This is a genomic window from Pseudooceanicola profundus, assembly GCF_054919315.1.
Map to the genome: position 1 here is coordinate 2,692,902 of NZ_CM142898.1, position 21,260 is coordinate 2,714,161.

Consider the following 21,260-nt stretch of genomic DNA (forward strand, 5'->3'; position numbering starts at 1 on the left):
ATTCCCTTGGCCGCAGGTCTCGGCGGGACCATCATAGCGGCCCGAAGTATGAGCCATGAAAGCTATCCTTCTCGCCGCTGCTGCAGTGTTCTTCGTCGTGTCCGCACAGGCCAACCCCAGCTGCGCCGCGCGTCCCTTTTTGAGCTGGAAACGCTTGGCAAAGACTTCGGTTAGGCCGGCTAGTTTGTGGGGATGGGGAACGGTGCCGTGGTCGAGATGTTCGTCAACCTCAACACCGGGGGCATGGACGACCATCGTTACCTGCCCGGATGGCGTCACCTGTGTGGCTGCGGCAGGGGAAGCCTTCGAGCGGGTGGAAAAGGCGGCTTCGGCTACCATGTTAGGGTCACTCGTGACGCGGGCCGCGCTCAACCATGTTACCAGCAGGCATTTGCAACATCAGGTTGGGCGTCCCGCGTCCTTCCACCTCAACGAGGTGCACCTTGATCTTTCCATCATCGGCTGAGATATGGTCGCGGCAATCGCCATTTTTAGATGCAAACGCGCCGAAAATCTTCCATTTTTCTCTCCTTCTCTGGCCTCGCCCTAACCGGCGGGGCCTTTTGTGTTCTGGGGTTGTAATCTACGGACGACAAAACCGCCGATTTCCATCACTACCCGGAGATCATCGGTCACGGGCAGAGACCCCTTGATGTGGTCATTCTTGAGCTGGCTTTTCGAGTTCCGGGGGCGGATCACCCGGACGGAAACACTGCCGTTCGCGGATCTCACCGGGGACACCAGCCCCCAAGAGACAAACCAAAGCGGGCGTTTCACATCAAAGAAGCCATTATCGAACCGCTGAACGATCTTGTTGCTGCCTCGAAATTCTAGGGCCGCGTGGGTCTGCGCCATGTTGAGGGACACGCCCAGCACCTCAAAGTCGCTGCCATCACCCAGCGCGATCTGGACCGTCTCATCTTCCATGAGTCGCGAAAAAGCCTTGGTGGTGAGACTGGTGGACCGTTCGATTTTCTCTCCTACGTCGCAGTTAATCACATGGATGGGGCTTGCTGTAGAAGATGGCGATGGAACTGCATCAAGGGCGCGGCAGGCGGAAATGATTTCCTCCGCAATTAGTGCCGAGAACTCCACCGTAGGGTGGTTCCCGTCGCGCCATAGGTCTTTGGCCGGGCCGTGGTTAGCTGCCAGCGCGGCTACGTCGATGTAGTCCACCCCCATCTTGGCGCAAATCTCGCGCCACCGATCAACGGAGCCTCGGTTCAACTCCCCTTCAGGGTTGAGGTTGGGTAGCAGCAAAACGACCGGTGCGGCGCCAGAGCGCGCGCAGTGGTCGCGAAAGTGGGTCAGCATCGGTTCGGAGATTCCAACGTTGAATAGGCCCTTTGCGTCGGCGCGCTGCTCGTTAACACACATATCAAGCACGAAGGCATCGCAGTCGGCTTTAGGATCATCCTCAAGTAGCGCGAAGGGGATGACGGTGGGATGGCTAGATCCGATCGACAGGTTTTGCACCACGTCAACGCCGTCTATGCCCTTGAGAGCGTCCGCGTAGCCGCCGGCGATAATACCGTTCGATGTGCCTAGAATCTTGAGTTTCACGGTTCACCCTTGCCTTTCGTGGCCGGTCCCTTGGGATGGTTGGTCTTGATCCAATCCATCAAGGCATCCAGCGACCCGTTCACGCTCGGGATGCTGGATGCCTCAACGGCGGTGAGAAGGCGACCCATGGACAGCGCCCATTCGTCGGCCTCGCGTTCAAGCGATTCTATGGGGTCTGCCGCTGCCACCGTATACTCGGCTGATGACTCAAACAGAGCGCGGGGATATGCCCCGAGCGAATTGTCTTTCAGCGCGGCGGCTGATATCCTCACGTCGTCTGGCAGGTCGTGGTTCTCTGTCTCTTCAAGCATTTGGTGGGCATTTTGCGTTTGGGTTTCTTGATTGGGTTTTGATTGTGCGCTGGCGCACAAGTGAGCGTCAAGGCTTGAGTGGACTTGCCCGGGTTTGGTGGGGTGACTTTAGCTCACTTCCTGGGCCTTTTGCTCGAAGGCAATGGGGCTTAGGTTAAGGGCCGACTCTGGTGCACAAATCAGGTGATGTCCGAGGTTTCCTTTTACCTGGAGGGACTTGTCCCACAGCTTCCGTGACGGGTATGCCGAGCGCGGTGTCTCCGCTCAGGACGGCGATGCGGACCTGGAGCTTAGCGACCTGACGGTCGAAGCCCCGCGCCATAAGGCGCTGCCCCGGCAACTTTTCACGGTGCATCTTTGTCTCGACGCGGCTTCGGCGGTGGTATTCGCCCCATCGCCGCCAGAGCGCGCGGCCCAGGTATTTCGCCGCGCGCAGGGGCTCGTTTTGCGCCTCGGCTCCGGCGGTGATGGTCTTCCAGGGCTTCGCGTTCTTATGGGGCGGCATGACGGCATGGGCGCCGCTGTCGGCTATGCCGTCGTGGCATTTGCGTATGTCGTACGCACCGTCGGCGGTGACGCTGCCGATCCGTTCGTCCGCCGCGATCTGACCGAGCAGGTCGGGTAGCACCGGGGCATCACCGATGTGGCGCCCAGTGATCTCGAGAGCGCGGACTGAATAGCCCCGTGTATCGTGGACGCCTTCTTCGCTAATTTTGAGGCAAGGAGGCCATGATGAGCAGCAGCAAGTTCAGCGACGATTTCAAGAGAGACGCCGTGGCGCAGATCACGGAGAGGGGCTACCCGGTCAGGGAGGTGGCTGAGCGGCTGGTGGCAAGCCCTCGGTCGTGGTCAACAACACCTTGGATCAGGGCAGCCAGTTCACGAGTATCGACTGGGCCACTTTTCTGAAGGCCCACGATCTCGAGCACTCCATGAGCCGGCGCGGCAATTGTCACGATAACGCGGTGGCGGAGAGCTTCTTCAACTTGCTGAAGCGTGAGCGGGTCAGGCGAAGGACCTACCGCACCCGAGAAGAGGCCAAGCGGGATGTGTTCGACTACATCGAGATGTTCTACAACCCGAAGCGCAAGCACGCGCTCAACGGAATGCTGTCGCCCGTCGACTTCGAGCGGCAGCAAAAACTGAGACAAAAAGGCGTCTAAGAAACGCGGGGCTATTCATCGCATGGCTACGCAGAGACGCTGGAGGCGGGGCTGGAGGAGGTCAGGCGCCGTGCGACGGATGATCTGACGGCGGCGGTGCAGCGGGTGCGGTAATTTTTCGCCTGTACGGGATTTGTACGAATTCAGGTGGTTTCTCGCCGCGTGTTGCCTGCTTGTTCTTGCATGGCTGGCCGGTTGGTACTTCGGCGCGCTGGCGTATTTCCGAATTAATTCAGGAAGTTGTATGGTGCTGCTGGACAGGATTGAACTGTCGACCTCTCCCTTACCAAGGGAGTGCTCTACCACTGAGCTACAGCAGCACTATGTTCCAGTTTCTGGCGGCGGTGAGTACCGTCCGAACCGGGCACTGGCAAGACCCTTTCTGTCGTTTCCCGCCTTCCCTCGCGTCGGCGCTTGTGTCGCGATCCGAGGGGCCCATCGCCGGGCGGTGCGGTCAGCTGCGGGCGTGCCCGTCAGGCTGTGGGCGGCTGATTAGACGCATTCGACGCGGGGCGCAAGCGCAATCTGGACCCTTTTTTGCGTCTGAAGTAGAGAAGGGGCATGACCGACAAATCCCGTACCTCTCGGCTGAAGGGCCAGGACCGTCAGGACAGGCTGAAAGCCGCGCTGAAAGCCAACATGGGCCGCCGCAAGGCGCAGGCCCGTGCCCGGCAAGCCGCTGACGCCACTGGCGAAGAGAAACGGACAGAACAAGCCGGCGACACCGGCACACGCGAAGAGGACTGAGAGCGGATGGATTCGATTCTCGTCACCGGCAACGGTGCACTGAACGGGCAGATTCCCATTGCGGGGGCCAAGAACGCCTGCCTGACCCTGATGCCGGCGACGCTGCTCAGCGATGAACCGCTGACGCTGACCAACGCGCCGCGGCTGTCGGACATCAAGACGATGACCCTGCTGCTGCAGTCGCTGGGGGCGGAAGTCTCGGCGTTGCAGGACGGCAAGGTGCTGGCCCTGTCGAGCCACGACCTGACCAGCCACAAGGCGGAATACGACATCGTGCGCAAGATGCGCGCCTCGATCCTCGTGCTGGGGCCGCTGCTGGCGCGCTATGGCGAGGCGATCGTCTCGCTGCCCGGCGGCTGTGCCATCGGCGCGCGGCCCGTGGACCTGCACCTCAAGGCGCTGGAGGCCATGGGCGCGGAGCTGGACCTGCGCGAGGGCTATGTCTTTGCCAAGGCCCCCGGCGGGCTGAAGGGCGGCACCTATGAATTCCCCATCGTCTCGGTCGGAGCGACGGAAAACGCGCTGATGGCCGCGACGCTGGCCAAGGGCACCACGGTGCTCAAGAACGCGGCCCGCGAGCCCGAGATCGTCGATCTGGCCCACTGCCTGCGCAAGATGGGCGCCCAGATCGAGGGGGAGGGGACCTCGACCCTCACCATTCAGGGTGTCGAGCGCCTGCATGGCGCGACCCACCCGGTCGTCACCGACCGGATCGAACTGGGCACCTACATGCTGGCCCCCGCCATCGCGGGTGGCGAGGTGGAGTTGCTGGGCGGGCGCATCGACCTCGTCGGCGCCTTCTGCGAGAAGCTGGATGCGGCCGGTATCTCGGTCACGGAGACGCCGACCGGTCTGGTCGTCGCTTGCAAGAACGGCCGTATCCGCGCCGTGGACGTGATGACCGAACCGTTCCCGGGCTTCCCGACCGACCTTCAGGCGCAGATGATGGCGCTGCTCTGCACCGCCGAAGGCACGTCGGTGCTGGAGGAGAAGATCTTCGAGAACCGCTTCATGCACGCACCGGAGCTGATGCGCATGGGGGCCAAGATCGACGTGCACGGCGGCACCGCCAAGGTGACCGGCGTCGAGCGGCTGAAGGGCGCGCCGGTGATGGCGACCGACCTGCGGGCCTCGGTCTCGCTGATTCTGGCCGGTCTGGCAGCAGAGGGGGAAACGCAGGTGAACCGCGTCTACCACCTCGACCGCGGCTATGAGCGGGTCGAGGAGAAGCTCTCGGCGGTCGGCGCAAAGATCGAAAGGATCCAGGGCTCATGACCGAAGACGCACGTTTCGAAGATGGGCGCGAACGCCCGCTGAACCTCGGAGCGGAGGATGGCGAGGACCTCAAGGTCATCGCCGCCCTGACGCAGGACGCGGTGCTTGAGGCCAAGGACGTGTCCTGGCGGCCCAAGGAGCGGCGGCTGGCGCTGCTGGTGAACCGCTTCCGGTGGGAAGATCGCGGGATGGAGCGTCACGGGCCCGAGCGGGTGCGCTCGCTCCTCGTCATCGAGAACGTGCTGAAGGTTGCGAGCCAGGGCATCGACCCCAAGGACCGCGAGATGGTTCTCTCTCTGCTCTCCATCGGCTTCGAGGCCGACGCGGAGCCGCCCTCGGGCGCGGTGCTGCTGACCTTCGCGGGCGACGGCGCGCTGCGGCTGACGGTCGAGGCGCTGGATGTCAGCCTGAAGGACGTGACCCGGCCCTACCGCGCGCCCTCGGGCAAGGTGCCGAGCCACGAGTGACGCGCCTGCGGGCGCGGGCCTCAGGCGGGCCTTGAAACGCTGCCGCTTGAGGGTGCCGGACACAGGTATTATGGGATGGGCAACCAAGGAGTTGCCCAATGCCCCAGTTTCTCGACACGACCGAGCCGGATTTCGAAGCCCGCTTTGCCGCCCTGCTGTCGGCCAAGCGCGAGGACAGCCCGGATGTCGATCATGTGGTGGCCGGGATCATCGCCGACGTGCGCGCCCGGGGCGATGCCGCGGTGCTGGAGCTGACGGCGAAGTTCGACCGGCTTGAGCTGACCCCCGAAACCATGGCCTTCTCCGCCGAGGAGATCGATGCCGAGATCGCCAAGGTGCCCGCTGGTGAACGCGAGGCGCTGGAACGCGCGGCGCAGCGCATCCGCGCCTACCACGTCCGCCAGATGCCCGAGGACGCGCTCTGGACCGATCCGGACGGGGCGACGCTGGGCTGGCGCTGGACGCCGGTGTCGGCGGCCGGCATCTACGTGCCGGGCGGTCTGGCCTCCTATCCCTCCTCCGTGCTGATGAACGCGATCCCCGCCAAGGTGGCGGGTGTCGAGCGTCTCGCCATGTGCGTGCCCACGCCCGGCGGCGTGGTGAACCCGCTGGTCCTGCTGGCCGCGCGCATCGCGGGGGCCGACGAGGTCTATCGCGTGGGCGGGGCGCAGGCGGTGGCGGCACTGGCCTATGGCACCGACACGATCGCGCCGGTGGACAAGATCACCGGCCCCGGCAACGCCTTCGTCGCCGCCGCCAAGCGTCGTGTCTTCGGCAAGGTGGGCATCGACATGATCGCGGGCCCCTCCGAGATCCTCGTCATCGCGGATGCGGACAACAATCCCGACTGGCTGGCGCTGGACCTGCTGAGCCAGGCGGAACACGACCCCGTGGCGCAATCCATCCTGATCACCGACGATGCCGCCTTTGGCCGCAAGGTGGCCGAGGCGGTGGACAACCGCCTCAAGACGCTGGAGCGGCGCGAGATCGCGGGCGCCAGCTGGGCCGACTACGGCGCGGTGATCGTGGTGCGTGACCTAGACGAGGCGGCAGAGCTGTCGAACCGCGTGGCGCCCGAGCACCTCGAACTCTGCGTCGCCGATCCGCGCGGGCTGGCGGAAAAGACCGTCCACGCCGGTGCCATCTTCCTTGGCGGCTGGACGCCCGAGGCGATCGGCGACTACGTCGGCGGCCCCAACCACGTGTTGCCCACGGCACGCTCGGCGCGTTTTTCCTCCGGTCTGTCGGTTCTGGACTTCCTCAAACGCACCACTCTGGCAGAAATGACCCCGGCGGCGCTGAAAGCCATTGGCCCCGCTGCGGAAACGCTGGCACAGTCGGAGAGCCTGGAGGCTCACGGCCTGTCGGTGCGTGCCCGTCTGGACCATCTGAATGAGGAATGAGCGATGTCCCGGATCAGCCTGATCGAGCTGGATGACAGCAACCTGCCGCCTCCGACACCGGAGATCGAGCAGGAGCGCAAGGTGGCGATGTTCGACCTCCTGGAGGAGAACAGCTTCACCCTGCCGAAACGGGACGAACGCGAGGTGCCCGCCGGGCCCTACCACGTCGGCCTGTCGATCCGCGAGCGCAGGCTGGTCTTCGACATCAAGACCGAGGATGAACAGCCCGCGGCGCAGTTCCTGCTGTCGCTGGGGCCCTTCCGGCAGGTGGTGAAGGATTACTTCGCCATCTGCAAAAGCTACTTCGACGCCGTGAAGAACCTGCCGCCCGCGCAGATCGAGACCATCGACATGGCCCGGCGCGGCATTCACAACGAAGGTGCCCGGGTCCTGATCGAGCGCCTGGAGGGCAAGGCCGAGGTCGACAACGACACGGCGCGCCGTCTCTTCACCCTGATCTGCGTCCTGCACTTCGGGGGCTGACGGGTGCCCGACAAGCTGCCGCATTCGGTTCTCTTCTGCTGCGACCACAATGCCGTGCGCTCGCCCATGGCGGAGGGCATCATGAAGAAGCTCTACGGCCCCGGCGTCTACGTCCAGTCCGCGGGCGTCCACAACGACCTGGAAATCGACGGTTTCGCGATCACGGTCTGCAAGGAGATCGGGGTGGAGCTGGAGCGGCACCGCTCGCGTTCCTTCGACGAGATGCAGCAGCTGGGGGACGACCTGTCCTCCTTCGATCATATCGTGGCGCTGTCCCCCGCCAGCCAGCACCGTGCACTGGAGCTGACGCGGTTCTTCCACCTGACGGTGGATTACTGGCCGATCATGGACCCGACCGGCCTGGGCGAGACCCGCGAGACCAAGCTCAACGCCTATCGCCAGAGCCGCGACCAGATCCTGCGGCACCTGACCGAACGCTGGGGCCCCGCCCGCCAGGGCTGACCGCCCCGGCCCGCCTTCCTGCCACCTTCAAAGCCAGTTCAGAGGACAGAATGAACGACACGATCCGTGCCTATTTCGCCGCCTTCAACGCGGGCGATACCGAGGGAATGCTGGCCTGTCTGACCGAGGACGTGGCGCATCACGTCAACGAGGGCCAGGTGCGCGTGGGCAAGGCGCTCTTTGCCGAATTCTGCGCCCACATGGAGCGCTGCTACCGCGAAGAGCTGACCGACATGGTGATCTTCGCCAACCCGGACGCCACCCGTGGCGCGGCGGAGTTCATCGTGAACGGCACCTACCTCGTGACCGATGCGGGCCTGCCGGAGGCGAAGGGGCAGACCTACCGCCTGCCGGGCGGGTCCTTCTTCGACCTGAAGGATGGCAAGATCGCCCGGGTGACGACCTACTACAACCTCGCGGACTGGATTGCGCAGGTTTCGGCGTGATCGAGACGCGGGTCCTGACCGGAGAGGCGCTTGGCGCCGCGCTCGACGACGTGGCGCGGCTGCGAATCGCCGTCTTCCGGGACTGGCCCTATCTCTACGAGGGCGACCTCGACTACGAGCGGCGCTACCTCGACGTCTATACCACCGAAACGGCGGTTGTCGTGGCGGCGCTCGACGCGGGCCGGGTCGTCGGTGTCGCCACCGGCATGGGGATGGAGGAGGCGGACGCGGATTTTGCCGCCGCCTTCGCGGGGCGGACAGAGAAAGCGGGCGAGGTCTTCTATTGCGCCGAATCCGTCCTGCTGCCGGAGTACCGGGGTCAGGGGCTGGGCCATGCCTTCTTCGACCTGCGCGAAGCCCATGCCCGCGCCCTGGGGCGGCGCTGGTCGGCCTTCTGTTCGGTGGTGCGGCCCTCGGATCACCCGGCGCGGCCCGAGGGGTATCGTCCGCTGGATGTCTTCTGGCGCGGGCGCGGTTATGCGCCGGTCGAGGGGGCAGTGGCGCGCTACCACTGGACCGACGTGGGCGCGGCCGAGCAGACTGGCAAGGATTTGCAGGTCTGGATGCGGGCGCTCTGAGCCTTTTCGGCAGAGTGCGCCTGCGGCGGGCGGGGAGGGGGGCTGTCTGCCCCCCATGTGCCTGCGGCACACTCCCCCCGAGGATATTTTGGAGCGAAAGATGGTGAAGCCATGGTGAAGATCGCGGCGGCGGCCTATCCGCTGGACTGGTTCGAGAGCTGGGAGGCCTATGTGGCCAAGCAGGAGGCCTGGGTGGCCGAGGCTGCGGGTGAGGGCGCGGAACTGCTGCTCTTCCCGGAGTACGGCGCGATGGAACTGGCCTCGCTGGCAGGTGACGCGGCGACGGACCTGGACGTGGCAACCCGCGAGGTGGCGCGGCGCATGGGCGACGCGGTGGCCGTGGCGCAGCGTTTGGCGGCGCGGCACGGGGTGTATATCGTGGCGGCCTCGGGGCCGGTCTTCGACGGCGAGGTCCTGGTGAACCGGGCGCACCTGGTGGCGCCCTCGGGCGCGGTGGAGTTCCAGGACAAGGTGATCATGACGCTCTGGGAGCGCGATCCCTGGGGTGTCGTGGGGCAGGGGCCGCTGAAGGTCTTTGACACCGCCCTCGGCAAGCTGGCGATCAATATCTGCTATGACAGCGAGTTTCCGCTGCTGGCGCGGGCCCAGCGGGAGGCGGAGCTGCTGCTGGTGCCGTCCTGCACCGAGGCCGAGGAAGGCTATTGGCGGGTGCGGATCGGCAGCCAGGCGCGGGCGCTGGAAGGGCAATGCGTGGTGGCCATGGCCTCGACCGTGGGGGCCTATCCCAAGGTGCCCGCGGTGGAGGCAAACACCGGCATGGGCGGGATTTTCGGCCCGCCGGACGCGGGGTTTCCGCCCAATGGCGTGCTTGCGGAGGGGCGACTGGGGCAGCCCGGCTGGACCTACGCGGAGGTCGATCTGGCACAGGTTGCGGAGGTCCGTGCCAACGGCCATGTGCGCAACCTTCGGGACTGGGACGAGCAGCCCGCAGATCACATTTCGCCCGAAGTCATCGCCTTGCGCTGAATCCCCCTTGAAAATCGCGCGCATTGGGACCATTTAGGCGCATCCGTCCCCGAAGGGGGCGCCACTTAAAGGAGACCCCATGGCCAAGGAAGACATTCTCGAATTCCCCGGCGTCGTGAAGGAACTCCTGCCCAACGCGACATTCCGGGTCGAGCTCGAGAACGGCCATGAGATCATCGCGCATACGGCAGGCAAGATGCGGAAAAACCGCATCCGGGTTCTGGCCGGCGACAAGGTGCAGGTCGAAATGACCCCCTACGATCTGACCAAAGGTCGGATCAACTACCGCTTCAAGTAACATCCCGCGCGCGCCCCTGTCCGGGGCGCGCCGGTTTCTTTTCGACCGCCACCGTTCCGGCGGTGGCCTTCTGGCGGGGAGTGCCATGAAACTCATCCTCGGCTCCGGAAGCCCGCGCCGGCTGGAATTGCTGGCGCAGCTGGGCCTCACGCCCGACGCCATCCGCCCCCCTGACATCGACGAGACGCCCCTGAAGGCCGAGCTGCCGCGCCCCTATTGCGCGCGCATGGCCCGGGAGAAGGCGCAGGCCGTGCCCGCGGGCGCGGGCGAAGTGGTGCTCTGTGCGGATACCACCGTGGCGCTTGGCCGCCGTATCCTCGGCAAGCCGGTCGATGCGGGCGAGGCCGAGGGCTTCCTTCGGCTCATGTCCGGGCGGCGCCACAAGGTGATCACCGCCGTGGCGGTGACCTGCGAGGGCCGCCTGTGGGAGCGTGACGTGGTCACCACCGTGCAGATGAAACGCCTCTCCGAGGCCGAGATCGCGGGCTATGTGGCCAGCGGCGACTGGCAGGGCAAGGCAGGCGGATACGGGATACAGGGGCCTGCAGGTGCCCTGATCCCCTGGATTTCAGGCTCGTTCACTGCCGTGGTGGGCCTGCCATTGGCCGAGACCGCGGCGCTGTTGCAGGCGGCAGGCCTGCCGATCTGGAAGGACGCGACATGAAGGGTGCAGAGATTCTGCTGGGAGAATGGCAGGGCCGCGAGGCCGCCGCGCTGATGCGCGACGGGCGGCTCGAGGACCTGCTGATCGACGGGGATGCGCCGCGCCCCGGCTCCATCTACCGGGCCCGGACCGACCGGCCGGTGAAGGGGCAGGGGGGCATGTTCCTCGCCACCCCCGATGGGTCCGCCTTCCTGCGGCAGGTGAAGGGCCTCGCCCCCGGCGTGCCGCTGCTGGTGCAGGTCACCGGCTATGCGGAACCCGGCAAGGCGATCCCGGTGACCCAGCGGGTGCTCTTCAAGAGCCGCTATGCGATCGTCACGCCCGAGGCCCCGGGCCTCAACGTCTCGCGCGCGATCCGCGACGAGGAGATTCGCGACGATCTGCTGGCCACCGCCCATGAGACCTGGGCCGAGGCCGGCGCGCCGGAGGGGGCGGGGCTGATCCTGCGCTCTGCCTGTGCCGAGGCCTCCGCCGAGGAGGTCATCGAGGACATCCTCGCCATGGCCGCGCTGGCGACACAGGTGCTGGCCGATGTCGAGGGCGCGCCGGAGTTGCTGGTGGAAGGCGATGGCCCCCATGCGCTGGCCTGGCGCGACTGGTCCGAACCCGCCCAGGTCACCGAAGGCGCCGATGCGCTGGAGCGGGACGACGTGGCCGGTGCGATCGAAGCCCTGTCCGAGGCGGAGGTGCCCCTGCCCGGTGGCGGCACCATGGTGGTCGAACCCACCAAGGCCTTCGTCGCTGTCGACGTGAACACCGGGGGCGACACGAGCCCCGCCGCGGGCCTCAAGGCCAATACGGCTGCCGCTCGCGAACTGCCGCGCCAACTGCGCCTGCGGGGGCTGGGCGGGGTGGTGATCCTCGATCCCGCGCCGATGCCCAAGAAAGACCGCCGCGGCTTCGAGGGCAGCCTGCGCGCCGCCTTCCGGGCTGACGACGTGGAGACCAACCTCTCCGGCTGGACGCCGCTGGGCAACTACGAACTGCAGCGCAAGCGCGCCCGCCTGCCGCTGGCAGGGGGAACCGCATGAGCTGCCCGATCTGCGGCAAGGACGTGGATGCGAAGTATCGTCCCTTCTGTTCGCGCCATTGCGCGGACGTCGACCTCGGACGCTGGCTGAAGGGCGGCTATTCGGTGCCCTCGACCGATCCGGAAGACATCGAGGAGGCGCTGGACGCGCTGGAAAAAGGCCTCGGCGAAGAGGGCGCCGAGCCCGGTTTCGGGACCCGCGGGAAACCTCACTGAAGACGCCGTAGGGGCAGGCAAATATTTTGCCGAAACCCTCTGGACACCTCCGCGGCGCTGCCATAAAACGCCGCAACCCGAGCGGCTCAGCCGCTCCCCGTGCCCGGGTAGCTCAGGGGTAGAGCAGTGGATTGAAAATCCTCGTGTCGGTGGTTCGATTCCGCCCCCGGGCACCACTTAAACATCCGAGACAGCACAGAGTAGTTCGCTCAAGGGGTGGAATCCCCCTGTTTGTTGAGACTCTTGTCCGAAGACGTTCAGCATCAGTTCGTGACAGCAGATTTGTTTGGGGGTATTTTTGGGGGTATCCGGTTTCGACGGGAGGTTCCCATGACCCTTACAGACAGCGCGATCCGAAACGCCAAGCCTTCGGATAGCCCTTACAAGCTCTTCGATGGTGGCGGGCTGCACCTCCAGATTACGCCCCAAGGCTCGAAGCTCTGGCGGCTCAAGTACCGGTACGATGGGCGCGAGAAGCTCCTCTCATTTGGCCCTTACCCTGTCACTGGACTCAAGAAGGCCCGGCTGAAACGTGACGAGGCGAAGGCTAAGCTGCTCGACGGCATCGACCCAAGCCATGCGAAACGCGCCGCGCGACGCGAAGCCCAGCTGGAACGGGCAAACACATTTGAAGCGATCAGTCAGGAGTATCTGGCGAAGCTGGAGAAGGAAGGTCGGGCGGCAATGACGCTCAAGAAGACCAAATGGCTTCTCGACTTTTCCAAGAACCATTTCGCAAACCGACCCATCAGCGAGATTGAAGCACCCGAGATTTTAGCGTTGCTTCGCGAACTTGAGGCGACCGGAAAATATGAAACCACGCGGCGGTTGCGCTCGCTGATCGGCTCGATCTACCGCTACGCCATTGCGACCGGCAGAGCATCGGTTGACCCGACTTACTCGCTCAAAGGTGCGCTGATCGCGCCGAAGGTTGCCTCCCGCGCTGCTATCACCAACCGCGGAGGCCTTGGCACCCTATTGCGATCTATAGATGCTTTTGATGGGCAACCGACCACCAAGACAGCGCTTCAGCTCCTCGCGCTACTCGCGCCTCGCCCGGGCGAGTTGCGAAAGGCTGAGTGGACGGAGTTCGACTTTGGGGAAGCCGTCTGGCGCATACCCGCCGAGCGGATGAAGATGCGCAGGCCGCACCGAGTTCCGCTGCCGAACCGAGCGGTTGCCCTGCTGAAAGAGCTTCGGCGCATTAGTGGAAAGTCTCCGCTAGTGTTCCCTTCGGTCCGTTCGCTGCGGAAACCGATTTCCGAGAACACGCTCAACGTCGCAATTCGACGGATGGGTTTCAGCAAAGAAGAGATGACTAGCCACGGCTTTCGCGCAACTTTCAGCACGCTCGCCAATGAATCTGGGCTCTGGAACGCGGACGCCATCGAGCGCGCGCTGGGCCATGTTGAAACCAACGATGTGCGCCGGGCCTATCTTCGCGCCGAGTACTGGGATGACGGTCAACCTCAACAAGATGAACCTCGCCGTCCACGGCCTGTCGGGCGATGTCCGCGAGGCCAACACCTACGCGACCGACCTGCGCGAACTGTTCCCCCGCGTCTTTGCCGAGGGCGGCTTCGATTTTGTCATGGCCAACCCGCCCTTCAACGTCTCCGGCGTCCGCAAGGAAGACCTGGAGGGCGACTGGCGCTTTCCCTTCGGCATCCCTAAGCCCGACAACGCGAACTACCTTTGGATTCAGTTGTTCCATTCCGCGCTGAACGATCAGGGACGCGCGGGCTTCGTCATGGCGAACTCGGCGGGCGATGCGCGGGGGAGTGAGCAGTTGATCCGGCAGAAGCTGGTCGAGGACGGCAGCGTGGATGTCATCGTCTCGGTCGGGCCGAACATGTTCTACACTGTCACATTGCCCTGCACGCTGTGGTTCTTTGACAAAGCGAAGCGCGGGGCGGATCGGGGGGGCAGCGTGCTCTTCCTCGATGCCCGGTCGCTCTATCGCCAGATCGACCGCGCGCACCGGGACTTCCTGCCCGAACAGACCGAGTTCCTTTCGAACATCGTGCGGCTCTATCGCAGCGAGGCGGTCGAGGATGGGGGCGACGAGGAATGAGATATCCCGCCTCCGAGAAGCTCGAGATCATCCGGCAGGTGGAGCAATCGCACCTGCCGGCGAAGCGGACGCTGGACATGCTGGGCATCCCGCGTACGACCTTCTACCGCTGGTATGACCGCTATTTGTCGCTTGGCGCCGCCGGGCTCGCAGACCGGCCCTCGCGCCCTGCGCGGGTCTGGAACCGGATCCCAGACAAGGTGCGCAAGCAGGTCGTCGATCTGGCCCTCGAGCAGCCCGAGCTGTCACCCCGGGAGCTCGCCGCCCGCTTCACCGACACTCAGCGTTACTTCGTGTCGGAAGCCAGCGTCTACAGGGTTCTGAAGGCGCATGACCTAATCACCAGCCCGGCCTTCGTGGTGATCAAGGCGGCAGAGGAGTTCCACGAGAAGACGGTCCGGCCGAACCAGCTCTGGCAGACCGACTTCACCTACCTGAAGGTCATCGGTCACGCCGGAGGCGTGCCTTCGGCACGACGGCTGGTTCTACCTCTCGACCATCCTCGATGATTACAGCCGCTACGTCATCGCGTGGCGGCTCTGCACCACGATGAAGGCGTCGGACGTGACCGCAACGCTGGAAGATGCCTTAGTCGCCTCGGGTTGCGACCAGGCCACAGTCGCCCACCGGCCTCGGCTGCTGAGCGACAATGGCAGCAGTTACATCTCCGGGGAACTGGCCGACTGGCTTGCCGGCGAGGGGATGGATCATGTCCGCGGTGCTCCTCGGCACCCTCAGACACAGGGCAAGATCGAACGCTGGCACCAGACCCTCAAGAACCGCATCTTGCTCGAGAACTATTTCCTGCCGGGCGCTCTGGAGCAGGCGATCGGCGACTTCATCGACCACTACAACCAGCACCGCTACCACGAGAGCCTGGGCAACCTCGCGCCCGCCGACGTCTATCTCGGCAGGGCCGAAGCTATTCTGAAAACACGAAAGGAGATCAAAGCCAAAACCATCGAGAAGCGCCGCTTGCTGCATCGCCAGACCGCGGCATAGACTGAAACCACAACGAGCCAGGCCCTCCGTTCTCGATCAGGCCCTCGTGTCCCAAATCATCTGACGACGGACACTGAGAGGAAAGCGGAGATGTCGAACACATCAGTCCCCGCTCCTCCATCAAAAACGTTATCGGGGGATAGCGTCCCGCCATTGAAACCGAGATTGTCATCTCCTTCACCGCCGAGGAGCGTGTCGACGCCGCCATTCCCTCTTAAGGTATCGTCCCCATTGCCACCTTCGAGTCGGTTGCTCTGGAAGTTTCCTTCAAGTATGTCCGCGCCACTACCAGAAACCACGGTCTCAATTGACGAAACTGCTGCAACGGCCGCCCCGCTTGCAAGCGTTCCTGCCGTCAGATAAAGGACATGATCCTCGGTGAGCCCGGATAGGTTGAGCGTGTCGCTCCCCGCCTGGCCTGCATAAGTTTCGCCATTCTCGATCGGAGCATCGGGAAAAAGCACGTCGTCATTCGCGCCGCCATAGAGGGAATCAACGCCCGTCCCGCCACCAAGCGTATCGTTCCCTTCATTGCCATAGAGCTCGTTTGCTGCCTCATTCCCGACCAGGCTATCATTTCCGCTGCCACCGATCGCGTTCTCGATCAGGGACCGTGTATCGCCATCATGTAGCAAGGCGTTGAATATGTTGCCGCGCGAGTAGTTGCTGTCGCCGAGTGAGGCAAGTTGATCGGAACTGAAAACAGAATGCTCACCGGGAGTAAGGTTGACTGAAACACCGGTCGTATAGGCGCTCAGGTCGTAGGTATCGATTCCCCCGCCGTCCCAGATCGTCGCGAAAATTCGATTGGCACCCGGGGCGATCGATATCAAGCCGTCCACGACAGTGTTGCCGGAACCGGGATTCCAAGAGTATACTGTATCTCCTGCATTTGTCGTGTAGTCCGCACCGTACATTTCCTGAAGGGCGGCGATATCCGCCATCATCCAGGTTTGAGCGAACCCCCACTGTTCGTTGCTATATCCGCCGTTTAACGGGTCTCCGACGTATGACCGATACGTCATGATAGAGTATTCCATCGAATCCCTATCTGCAGGCAGCGCCGTGTCGCCGCCGGTTCCGCCCACGTTGTGACCGTGCTTCAGTCCGAGTGCGTGCCCAAGTTCATGGATATGAGTGAGCCAAGCGTAATTTCCAGCCTGGGGTGTGCGAAGGTCGGAAAGCGAGCCGGCGTAGGCGACGCCAAACCATACATCTCCGTTGTCATCGACCTCAGAGGTCAAGTAGTTTCCCGGAAAATCGGACACTCGCGCTGTGTTGACTAGGGTCGATGTGGTTTCGGCAATCCGAATATGCTCTGGCACAGTCGAACTGGCTATCACGTTTTCTACAAGCCCCAGCTGCGTGAACCCTTCGACCGAAAAGCCCAAGGTACCGGAGATGCTGGCGTCCCCCTCCAGTGCGCGGCGAATGGCGGTTTGTTGCGCTGTCGAAACCGTATTGAAGTTGTTGGGCAGGTATGTGTTGGTGGAGTAGCTATAAACCGTATTGCTCGTTGGAAATGAGAAGTAGACGATCGGATCAGCCCAGCGAGTCCCCGTCATAACCCCGTCGACAAAGGCATTTCCGGTACGTGCAATGGTCGTCGTCGTGGCTGCGGTTCCACTCATGTTGTCGCTCCTTTTTCCCGCCGTCGGACACTACTCCGCGGGGACAAAAACTGATTTGAACTAAATTCAGGAATTAATGGGTAATCCGCCGAATGACGGCGTGGATGATTGACGAAGCTTCATCATTTGGCTGCATGAGATCAAGCTTCTTCTCGATCATGGGCGCTGGCTTTTCTTGAGCCGATAGGTGCTAGCTGAAAAGACCAGACCTCTGCGGACCTCGTGACGCCCGGCGAGGGCATCCGGCCTCGCGACGAGCGAGACATGTCCACGCGGGACTGCCGCCGACGCCGCGACGGTGCCCTCCATGCCACCCGTTACTCGCCGGTCTTCGCCCCCGCGAAGCTCGACTGGACCTCGATATGGCGGTGCGGGTGGCGGTCGTCGCCATGGTCGTGGACATGGGTCGCGTGGCTCTCGGCCACGGGCACGAGGGAGAGCGCCCCATGCGCGACGCCGCGTTCGAGGAACAGCGCCTCTGCCGTGGAGCTGATCTCGCCCAGCCGGCCGCGCAGGACTTCGATTTCCAGCGCGGTCGAGTGGTCCAGCGGCACGGAGAGCGCCGCCACATGGCGGTCGTGGGCGTCGAGCCGGCGTTGCGCCAGCCGTGCGCCGAGGTTCCGGGTGGTCTGGTCGACGGTATAGGATACCACGCCGAGGCAGGGGGCCTCCGACGGGCCGTCGGGGCGTTGCAGCATGGCGCGCCGCACGAGGTCGCGGATCGCCTCGGACCGGTTCTGCGCGCCGCTGTCCTGCATGTAGTGATCGAGGGCGCCGGCGATGTCATCCGACAGGGTGATCGTGATGCGCTTCATGAACGCCTCCTTTCCGGGCATGGACCGAGAGTTACCGGCGCGACGGTGGAATTCAATCCCGAGTTTGGCCGGTGGCCGGTCCGTGGATGGTGCAGGTTTGGTCAGTGGATGGGCGCGCGCCACGCGAGGGACGTCAGGCCGGGGCCAGATCTGCAAATCCAAATTGCAGCGATGGCGCTCGTATGATTTTTTCCGAAATGAATCATACTGACGCTGAAGAGGTCCCCCGATGACACCTGTCGCCCGCGCCCTTGCCGCCTGCACGCTCATCTGCGCCGTAACGGGACCGGCCCGCGCGCATTTCCAGGAGATCATCCCCTCGACCGACGTGCTGCCCGACGGGGGCGAGGTGACGCTGGACCTCGTCTTCACCCATCCCTTCGAGGGCGGGCCGGTCATGCCCATGGCGCGGCCGGTGGCCGTGGGGGTGTTGCAGAACGGCGAGAGGACGGACCTGCTGGGCGATCTGGTCGAGGCGCCGCAGGACGGGGCCATGGCCTACAGGCTCACCCATGGGCTGGAGGCCCCGGGGGCTGCGCTCTTCTACATCGAGCCTGCGCCCTACTGGGAGCCCGCGGAGGGGAAGTACATCGTGCATTACGCCAAGGTGGTGGTGGACAGCTACGCCTCGGGCGAGGGCTGGGACGCCAGCCTGGGCTTCCCGGTCGAGATCGTGCCGCTGAGCCAGCCCACCGGGCTCTGGACCGGGAACCTCTTCACCGGCGTGGTGACCAAGGGCGGTGCGCCGGTGCCCTTCGCGGAGGTCGAGGTCGAGTTCATCAACGACCACGGCATCACAGCCCCGAGCGACGCCTACATCACGCAGGTGATCAAGGCCGATGCCAATGGCACCTTCTCCTATGCCATGCCGGTCTCCGGCTGGTGGGGCTTTGCCGCGCTGATCGAAGGCGACGCGTCCATGACCTCGCCCGACGGCGAGGCGGTGCCGGTCGAGGAAGGCGCGCTGATCTGGGTCAACGCGAAGCCGGTGCAGTAGCATGGCCCATATCCCCGATGGTCTCCTCTCGCTGCCGGTGCTGATCGGCGGCAGCACGCTGGCCGCGGCCGGTGTTGCGGCCGGGCTGCGCCGGCTGGACGACCGGGCGATCCCGCGGGTGGCGATCCTCTCGGCGGCCTTCTTCACCGCCTCGCTGGTGTCGGTGCCGGTGGGCCCCTCCAGCGTGCACGTGCTGCTCTCGACGCTGATGGCGCTGATGCTGGGGCCGGGGGTCTTCCCGGCGGTGCTGGTGGCGCTGATACTGCAATCGGTGATGTTCGGCTTTGGCGGACTGACGACGCTGGGGGTGAACACGCTCAACATCGCCCTGCCGGGCTACCTCGTGGCGCTGCTGATCGGGGGCGCGGTGCGCGGCGCCGGCAGGCCGGCGACGGCGGGGGTGATCGGGGGCATCGGGGCGGCGGTGGCCGTCTTCGGGACCGGGGCCATGGTGGCGCTGGCGCTCTGGCTGTCGTCCTCGGCCTATGTTCCGGCGGCGCGGATCCTGCTGGTGACCTACCTGCCGCTGGCGGCGGGCGAGGCGCTGATCTGTGGCATGGTGCTGACCTTCCTCGCCCGCGCCGCGCCGGAACTCCTGCTGCCGCGGCTCGCGGCAGGGGAGCCGGTCGCATGAGGCGCCTGCTGACGGCGCTCCTGCTGGTGCTGGGCCTTGCGGGCCCGGTGCTGGCGCACAGCCTGCGGGTCTTCGCCACCGTCGAGGGGGCGGAGGTCACGGGCTACGGCTTCTTCGTCGGCGGCGGGCGCCCGCAGGCGGTGACCTGGACCGCCACCATGGCCGGGCGCGACATCGCGCAGGGCCAGACCGACAGCGCGGGGGGCTTTGCCTTCCCCGTGCCTGTGCCGGTCGAGGGCACGGTCACCGTCACGATCAACTCCGGCGAGGGGCATATCGCCTCGCGCGCCTTCGGGCCGGAGCGGTTCGGCGCGGCGGCACCGCCGTTGCAGGCCGAGGCCGCGCCTGAGCCCGCGGGCGCTTCGCCCACAGCCGAGGTCACGCCTGAAATGATCCGGACAATGACCCGGACCGCCGTCGCCCAAGAGGTTGCGCCGCTGCTGGAGCGGATCGAGGCGATGGATGCGCGGATGCGCCTGACCGATGTCATCTCGGGGCTGTGCCTGATCTTCGGCATCGCGGGGATCGCCCTCTGGGCCCGGGGGCGGCGGTCGTGATCCTGCCTGCCGATCTGCGCCTGCGCCTCGTGGCGGTGCTCGGCGTGCTGATCCTCCTGTCCTCGCTGACCCATCCGGGGGCAGGGCTGGTCTGGCTCTGCGCGGCGGCCCTTCTGGTGCTGGCCGATCCCGCGCCCTTTCCATGGCGCAGGCTTCTGCATCTGGAGGCCTTCCTCGTGCTGCTGCTGATCACGTTGCCGCTGACCATGCCCGGCACGCCCGTGCTGGAGCTCTGGGGGCTGAGCGCCAGCCACGAGGGCCTTGCGCGGGCGCTGCTGGTGGCGGCGAAGGTGACCGCGGCGATGCTGGTGCTGACCGTGGCCTTCGCCCGGGTGGAGCCGGTGCGTCTGGGACAGGCGCTGCGCGGCCTGCGCTGTCCCGAGAGCCTCGTGCGGCTGCTGCTCGGGGCGGTGCGGTATCTCGGCCTGATCCGGTCCGAGGCGGCGCGCCTGCAGGAGGCGATGCGGATGCGGTCCTTCGCACCGCGCTCGACGCTGCACACGTGGCGCAGCTATGGCAACCTGATCGGCATGGTCCTGCTGCGCGCCATGGCCCGTGCCGACCGGGTGGAGGAGGCGATGCGCCTGCGCGGCTATTCCGGCCGCGTGCCCGTCATCGACCTGCCGCCGGTGCCGCGCGGGGATTGGCTCCGGGGCGCGCTGATCCTCGGCGCGGCGCTCTGCCTTCTGATATGGGACCTGTCATGACCCTGCTTGTCGACGCCGATGCGCTGACCGTTCACCGCGATGGCCGCCCGGTGCTGCGGGAGGCCGGCCTTGCGCTCGCCCCGGGCGAGCGGCTGGCCATCGTCGGCCCGAACGGCGCGGGCAAGACCACGCTGTTGCGGGCCCTCGTGGGGCTGGAGCCTCTGGCGGGCGGCAGGCTGACGCTCTTCGGCAGCCCCTGCCGCCGAGAGGCGGAGTTCCGCGTGGCCCGCCGCCGGATCGGCTTCCTGTTTCAGGACAGCGATGATCAGCTCTTCTGTCCGACCGTGCTGGAGGACGTGGCCTTCGGGCCCCTGAACCTCGGTCAGAGCCGGGCCGAGGCGGAGGCCACCGCCCGCGCGGCGCTGGAGGGTCTGGGGCTTCTCCATCTGGCAGAGCGCCTGACCCACAAGCTCTCGGGCGGGGAGAAACGCCTCGTCTGCCTTGCCGGGCTCTTTGCCATGGCGCCCGATGTCATCCTCCTCGACGAGCCCACCAACGGGGTCGACGCCGCCAATGGCGCGCGGTTCGAGGCCGCGTTGAGCGGCTTTGCCGGGGCGATGATCCTCGTCTCCCATGACGATGGCTTCGTGACCCGGATGGCGACCCGCGGGATGCTGCTGGAAGAGGGGCGGCTGGTCCCAGCCGAGATCCATTCCCACCGTCACAGCCATGCGCATCCCCATATGCATCGCGCCCATGGGGCCAGCGACTGAGGTCAGGCGGGGCAGGGGCGAGACGCGCCCGGGCCCG

Annotated in this window: 25 protein-coding genes, 2 tRNA genes and 4 pseudogenes; 25 read left to right on the forward strand and 6 right to left on the reverse strand. The window is 65.3% G+C overall.

What is annotated here, in order from left to right; genetic code table 11:
• The first annotated feature begins 55 nt into the window (after nucleotides 1-55).
• Nucleotides 56-466: a hypothetical protein gene (locus ACX9MO_RS12320; RefSeq protein WP_462212048.1), complete on the forward strand. Its 411-nt coding sequence runs from the start codon at nucleotides 56-58 to the stop codon at nucleotides 464-466.
• Between the two features lie 80 nt (nucleotides 467-546).
• Here the strand turns inward: ACX9MO_RS12320 and ACX9MO_RS12325 are convergent, their stop codons facing one another.
• The 3 genes and pseudogenes from ACX9MO_RS12325 to ACX9MO_RS12335 all read right to left on the reverse strand — a co-directional run.
• Nucleotides 547-1,563 (reverse strand): hypothetical protein, encoded by a 1,017-nt coding sequence (locus tag ACX9MO_RS12325; RefSeq protein ID WP_462212049.1) that lies wholly within the window; start codon nucleotides 1,561-1,563, stop codon nucleotides 547-549.
• Complete coding sequence (locus ACX9MO_RS12330) at nucleotides 1,560-1,874, reverse strand: hypothetical protein (RefSeq protein WP_462212050.1); 315 nt, start codon at nucleotides 1,872-1,874, stop codon at nucleotides 1,560-1,562. The genes ACX9MO_RS12325 and ACX9MO_RS12330 overlap by 4 nt, the downstream gene beginning before the upstream one ends.
• 154 nt (nucleotides 1,875-2,028) lie before the next feature.
• Nucleotides 2,029-2,550 (reverse strand): annotated as a pseudogene (locus ACX9MO_RS12335) (transposase); the annotation flags it as partial.
• 56 nt (nucleotides 2,551-2,606) lie between these two features.
• Between ACX9MO_RS12335 and ACX9MO_RS12340 the strand changes: the two are divergent.
• Together ACX9MO_RS12340 and ACX9MO_RS12345 are read left to right on the forward strand one after the other, a co-directional pair.
• Nucleotides 2,607-2,783 (forward strand): transposase, encoded by a 177-nt coding sequence (locus tag ACX9MO_RS12340; RefSeq protein WP_462212051.1) that lies wholly within the window; start codon nucleotides 2,607-2,609, stop codon nucleotides 2,781-2,783.
• A pseudogene (locus ACX9MO_RS12345) lies at nucleotides 2,732-3,037 on the forward strand (IS3 family transposase); the annotation flags it as partial. The gene ACX9MO_RS12340 and the pseudogene ACX9MO_RS12345, both read left to right, overlap by 52 nt.
• Before the next feature lie 245 nt (nucleotides 3,038-3,282).
• Here ACX9MO_RS12345 and ACX9MO_RS12350 read toward each other — a convergent pair.
• Nucleotides 3,283-3,357: transfer RNA gene (locus ACX9MO_RS12350), tRNA-Thr, on the reverse strand.
• Nucleotides 3,358-3,598: 241 nt separating this feature from the next.
• Between ACX9MO_RS12350 and ACX9MO_RS12355 the strand changes: the two genes are divergently transcribed.
• The 17 genes and pseudogenes from ACX9MO_RS12355 to ACX9MO_RS12435 form a co-directional block, all read left to right on the forward strand.
• Nucleotides 3,599-3,784: a hypothetical protein gene (locus ACX9MO_RS12355; protein WP_222493144.1), complete on the forward strand. Its 186-nt coding sequence runs from the start codon at nucleotides 3,599-3,601 to the stop codon at nucleotides 3,782-3,784.
• Nucleotides 3,785-3,790: 6 nt separating this feature from the next.
• Entirely contained in the window at nucleotides 3,791-5,059 is a 1,269-nt protein-coding gene (gene murA, locus ACX9MO_RS12360; protein ID WP_222493142.1) for a UDP-N-acetylglucosamine 1-carboxyvinyltransferase, read from the forward strand.
• Nucleotides 5,056-5,526, forward strand: coding sequence for a DUF2948 family protein (locus tag ACX9MO_RS12365; protein ID WP_222493140.1), 471 nt, complete (start codon nucleotides 5,056-5,058; stop codon nucleotides 5,524-5,526). The genes murA and ACX9MO_RS12365 overlap by 4 nt, the downstream gene beginning before the upstream one ends.
• Before the next feature lie 98 nt (nucleotides 5,527-5,624).
• A complete protein-coding gene (gene hisD / locus ACX9MO_RS12370) occupies nucleotides 5,625-6,929 on the forward strand; it encodes a histidinol dehydrogenase (protein ID WP_462212052.1) in 1,305 nt (434 codons plus the stop codon).
• 3 nt (nucleotides 6,930-6,932) lie between these two features.
• Nucleotides 6,933-7,412, forward strand: a complete 480-nt coding sequence (locus ACX9MO_RS12375) for a UPF0262 family protein (RefSeq protein ID WP_222493136.1) — start codon at nucleotides 6,933-6,935, stop codon at nucleotides 7,410-7,412.
• A 66-nt stretch (nucleotides 7,413-7,478) separates the two neighbouring features.
• Complete coding sequence (locus ACX9MO_RS12380) at nucleotides 7,479-7,874, forward strand: arsenate-mycothiol transferase ArsC (protein ID WP_462214452.1); 396 nt, start codon at nucleotides 7,479-7,481, stop codon at nucleotides 7,872-7,874.
• 50 nt (nucleotides 7,875-7,924) lie between these two features.
• The gene (locus ACX9MO_RS12385; RefSeq protein WP_462212053.1) at nucleotides 7,925-8,320 is read left to right on the forward strand and encodes a ketosteroid isomerase-related protein; all 396 of its coding nucleotides are present in this window, start codon (nucleotides 7,925-7,927) and stop codon (nucleotides 8,318-8,320) included.
• Nucleotides 8,317-8,898 (forward strand): GNAT family N-acetyltransferase, encoded by a 582-nt coding sequence (locus ACX9MO_RS12390; RefSeq protein ID WP_462212054.1) that lies wholly within the window; start codon nucleotides 8,317-8,319, stop codon nucleotides 8,896-8,898. Before ACX9MO_RS12385 ends, ACX9MO_RS12390 begins: the two co-directional genes overlap by 4 nt.
• A gap of 114 nt (nucleotides 8,899-9,012) precedes the next feature.
• A complete protein-coding gene (locus ACX9MO_RS12395; protein WP_462214453.1) occupies nucleotides 9,013-9,885 on the forward strand; it encodes a carbon-nitrogen hydrolase family protein in 873 nt (290 codons plus the stop codon).
• Nucleotides 9,886-9,964: 79 nt separating this feature from the next.
• Nucleotides 9,965-10,183: a translation initiation factor IF-1 gene (gene infA / locus ACX9MO_RS12400; RefSeq protein ID WP_010137880.1), complete on the forward strand. Its 219-nt coding sequence runs from the start codon at nucleotides 9,965-9,967 to the stop codon at nucleotides 10,181-10,183.
• 85 nt (nucleotides 10,184-10,268) lie between these two features.
• Nucleotides 10,269-10,847, forward strand: a complete 579-nt coding sequence (locus ACX9MO_RS12405) for a Maf family protein (protein WP_462212055.1) — start codon at nucleotides 10,269-10,271, stop codon at nucleotides 10,845-10,847.
• Nucleotides 10,844-11,878, forward strand: a complete 1,035-nt coding sequence (locus ACX9MO_RS12410) for a ribonuclease E/G (RefSeq protein ID WP_462212056.1) — start codon at nucleotides 10,844-10,846, stop codon at nucleotides 11,876-11,878. Before ACX9MO_RS12405 ends, ACX9MO_RS12410 begins: the two co-directional genes overlap by 4 nt.
• Nucleotides 11,875-12,093 (forward strand): DNA gyrase inhibitor YacG, encoded by a 219-nt coding sequence (locus ACX9MO_RS12415; protein ID WP_222493124.1) that lies wholly within the window; start codon nucleotides 11,875-11,877, stop codon nucleotides 12,091-12,093. The genes ACX9MO_RS12410 and ACX9MO_RS12415 overlap by 4 nt, the downstream gene beginning before the upstream one ends.
• 101 nt (nucleotides 12,094-12,194) lie before the next feature.
• Nucleotides 12,195-12,269: transfer RNA gene (locus ACX9MO_RS12420), tRNA-Phe, on the forward strand.
• 154 nt (nucleotides 12,270-12,423) lie between these two features.
• A pseudogene (locus ACX9MO_RS12425) lies at nucleotides 12,424-13,479 on the forward strand (tyrosine-type recombinase/integrase); the annotation flags it as partial.
• Nucleotides 13,480-13,570: 91 nt separating this feature from the next.
• The gene (locus tag ACX9MO_RS12430) at nucleotides 13,571-14,167 is read left to right on the forward strand and encodes an HsdM family class I SAM-dependent methyltransferase (RefSeq protein WP_462212057.1); all 597 of its coding nucleotides are present in this window, start codon (nucleotides 13,571-13,573) and stop codon (nucleotides 14,165-14,167) included.
• Nucleotides 14,125-15,169: pseudogene (locus tag ACX9MO_RS12435) on the forward strand (IS3 family transposase); the annotation flags it as partial. The gene ACX9MO_RS12430 and the pseudogene ACX9MO_RS12435, both read left to right, overlap by 43 nt.
• A gap of 56 nt (nucleotides 15,170-15,225) precedes the next feature.
• On the opposite strand, the gene ACX9MO_RS12440 reads toward ACX9MO_RS12435, so the two are convergent.
• Nucleotides 15,226-16,800, reverse strand: coding sequence for a M10 family metallopeptidase (locus ACX9MO_RS12440; RefSeq protein WP_462212058.1), 1,575 nt, complete (start codon nucleotides 16,798-16,800; stop codon nucleotides 15,226-15,228).
• A gap of 317 nt (nucleotides 16,801-17,117) precedes the next feature.
• Nucleotides 17,118-17,615 (reverse strand): nickel-responsive transcriptional regulator NikR, encoded by a 498-nt coding sequence (gene nikR, locus ACX9MO_RS12445; RefSeq protein ID WP_462212059.1) that lies wholly within the window; start codon nucleotides 17,613-17,615, stop codon nucleotides 17,118-17,120.
• Between the two features lie 229 nt (nucleotides 17,616-17,844).
• Between nikR and ACX9MO_RS12450 the strand changes: the two genes are divergently transcribed.
• The 5 genes from ACX9MO_RS12450 to ACX9MO_RS12470 are packed head-to-tail and all read left to right on the forward strand — an operon-like array spanning nucleotide 17,845 to nucleotide 21,223.
• Nucleotides 17,845-18,612: a DUF4198 domain-containing protein gene (locus tag ACX9MO_RS12450; protein ID WP_462212060.1), complete on the forward strand. Its 768-nt coding sequence runs from the start codon at nucleotides 17,845-17,847 to the stop codon at nucleotides 18,610-18,612.
• 1 nt (nucleotide 18,613) lies between these two features.
• The gene (gene cbiM, locus ACX9MO_RS12455; RefSeq protein ID WP_462212061.1) at nucleotides 18,614-19,246 is read left to right on the forward strand and encodes a cobalt transporter CbiM; all 633 of its coding nucleotides are present in this window, start codon (nucleotides 18,614-18,616) and stop codon (nucleotides 19,244-19,246) included.
• Nucleotides 19,243-19,803 carry a cobalamin biosynthesis protein CbiL gene (locus ACX9MO_RS12460; RefSeq protein ID WP_462212062.1) on the forward strand — a complete coding sequence of 187 codons (561 nt, stop codon included), beginning with the start codon at nucleotides 19,243-19,245 and terminating at the stop codon, nucleotides 19,801-19,803. The genes cbiM and ACX9MO_RS12460 overlap by 4 nt, the downstream gene beginning before the upstream one ends.
• On the forward strand, nucleotides 19,800-20,510 hold the full coding sequence (gene cbiQ / locus ACX9MO_RS12465; protein WP_462212063.1) for a cobalt ECF transporter T component CbiQ: 711 nt from the start codon (nucleotides 19,800-19,802) through the stop codon (nucleotides 20,508-20,510). Before ACX9MO_RS12460 ends, cbiQ begins: the two co-directional genes overlap by 4 nt.
• Complete coding sequence (locus tag ACX9MO_RS12470) at nucleotides 20,507-21,223, forward strand: energy-coupling factor ABC transporter ATP-binding protein (protein ID WP_462212064.1); 717 nt, start codon at nucleotides 20,507-20,509, stop codon at nucleotides 21,221-21,223. The genes cbiQ and ACX9MO_RS12470 overlap by 4 nt, the downstream gene beginning before the upstream one ends.
• The last annotated feature ends 37 nt before the right edge of the window (nucleotides 21,224-21,260 follow it).

Coding starts and splice junctions, on each gene's coding strand:
- murA (WP_222493142.1), top strand. CDS start 3,791: ATGGATTCGATTCTCGTCACCGGCAACGGTGCACTGAACGGGCAGATT.
- ACX9MO_RS12385 (WP_462212053.1), top strand. CDS start 7,925: ATGAACGACACGATCCGTGCCTATTTCGCCGCCTTCAACGCGGGCGAT.
- ACX9MO_RS12340 (WP_462212051.1), top strand. CDS start 2,607: ATGAGCAGCAGCAAGTTCAGCGACGATTTCAAGAGAGACGCCGTGGCG.
- ACX9MO_RS12410 (WP_462212056.1), top strand. CDS start 10,844: ATGAAGGGTGCAGAGATTCTGCTGGGAGAATGGCAGGGCCGCGAGGCC.
- ACX9MO_RS12450 (WP_462212060.1), top strand. CDS start 17,845: ATGACACCTGTCGCCCGCGCCCTTGCCGCCTGCACGCTCATCTGCGCC.
- ACX9MO_RS12320 (WP_462212048.1), top strand. CDS start 56: ATGAAAGCTATCCTTCTCGCCGCTGCTGCAGTGTTCTTCGTCGTGTCC.
- ACX9MO_RS12405 (WP_462212055.1), top strand. CDS start 10,269: ATGAAACTCATCCTCGGCTCCGGAAGCCCGCGCCGGCTGGAATTGCTG.
- nikR (WP_462212059.1), bottom strand. CDS start 17,615: ATGAAGCGCATCACGATCACCCTGTCGGATGACATCGCCGGCGCCCTC.
- ACX9MO_RS12415 (WP_222493124.1), top strand. CDS start 11,875: ATGAGCTGCCCGATCTGCGGCAAGGACGTGGATGCGAAGTATCGTCCC.
- ACX9MO_RS12440 (WP_462212058.1), bottom strand. CDS start 16,800: ATGAGTGGAACCGCAGCCACGACGACGACCATTGCACGTACCGGAAAT.
- ACX9MO_RS12330 (WP_462212050.1), bottom strand. CDS start 1,874: ATGCTTGAAGAGACAGAGAACCACGACCTGCCAGACGACGTGAGGATA.
- ACX9MO_RS12375 (WP_222493136.1), top strand. CDS start 6,933: ATGTCCCGGATCAGCCTGATCGAGCTGGATGACAGCAACCTGCCGCCT.
- ACX9MO_RS12355 (WP_222493144.1), top strand. CDS start 3,599: ATGACCGACAAATCCCGTACCTCTCGGCTGAAGGGCCAGGACCGTCAG.
- cbiM (WP_462212061.1), top strand. CDS start 18,614: ATGGCCCATATCCCCGATGGTCTCCTCTCGCTGCCGGTGCTGATCGGC.
- infA (WP_010137880.1), top strand. CDS start 9,965: ATGGCCAAGGAAGACATTCTCGAATTCCCCGGCGTCGTGAAGGAACTC.
- hisD (WP_462212052.1), top strand. CDS start 5,625: ATGCCCCAGTTTCTCGACACGACCGAGCCGGATTTCGAAGCCCGCTTT.
- ACX9MO_RS12380 (WP_462214452.1), top strand. CDS start 7,479: ATGGCGGAGGGCATCATGAAGAAGCTCTACGGCCCCGGCGTCTACGTC.
- ACX9MO_RS12470 (WP_462212064.1), top strand. CDS start 20,507: ATGACCCTGCTTGTCGACGCCGATGCGCTGACCGTTCACCGCGATGGC.
- ACX9MO_RS12430 (WP_462212057.1), top strand. CDS start 13,571: ATGAACCTCGCCGTCCACGGCCTGTCGGGCGATGTCCGCGAGGCCAAC.
- ACX9MO_RS12365 (WP_222493140.1), top strand. CDS start 5,056: ATGACCGAAGACGCACGTTTCGAAGATGGGCGCGAACGCCCGCTGAAC.
- ACX9MO_RS12460 (WP_462212062.1), top strand. CDS start 19,243: ATGAGGCGCCTGCTGACGGCGCTCCTGCTGGTGCTGGGCCTTGCGGGC.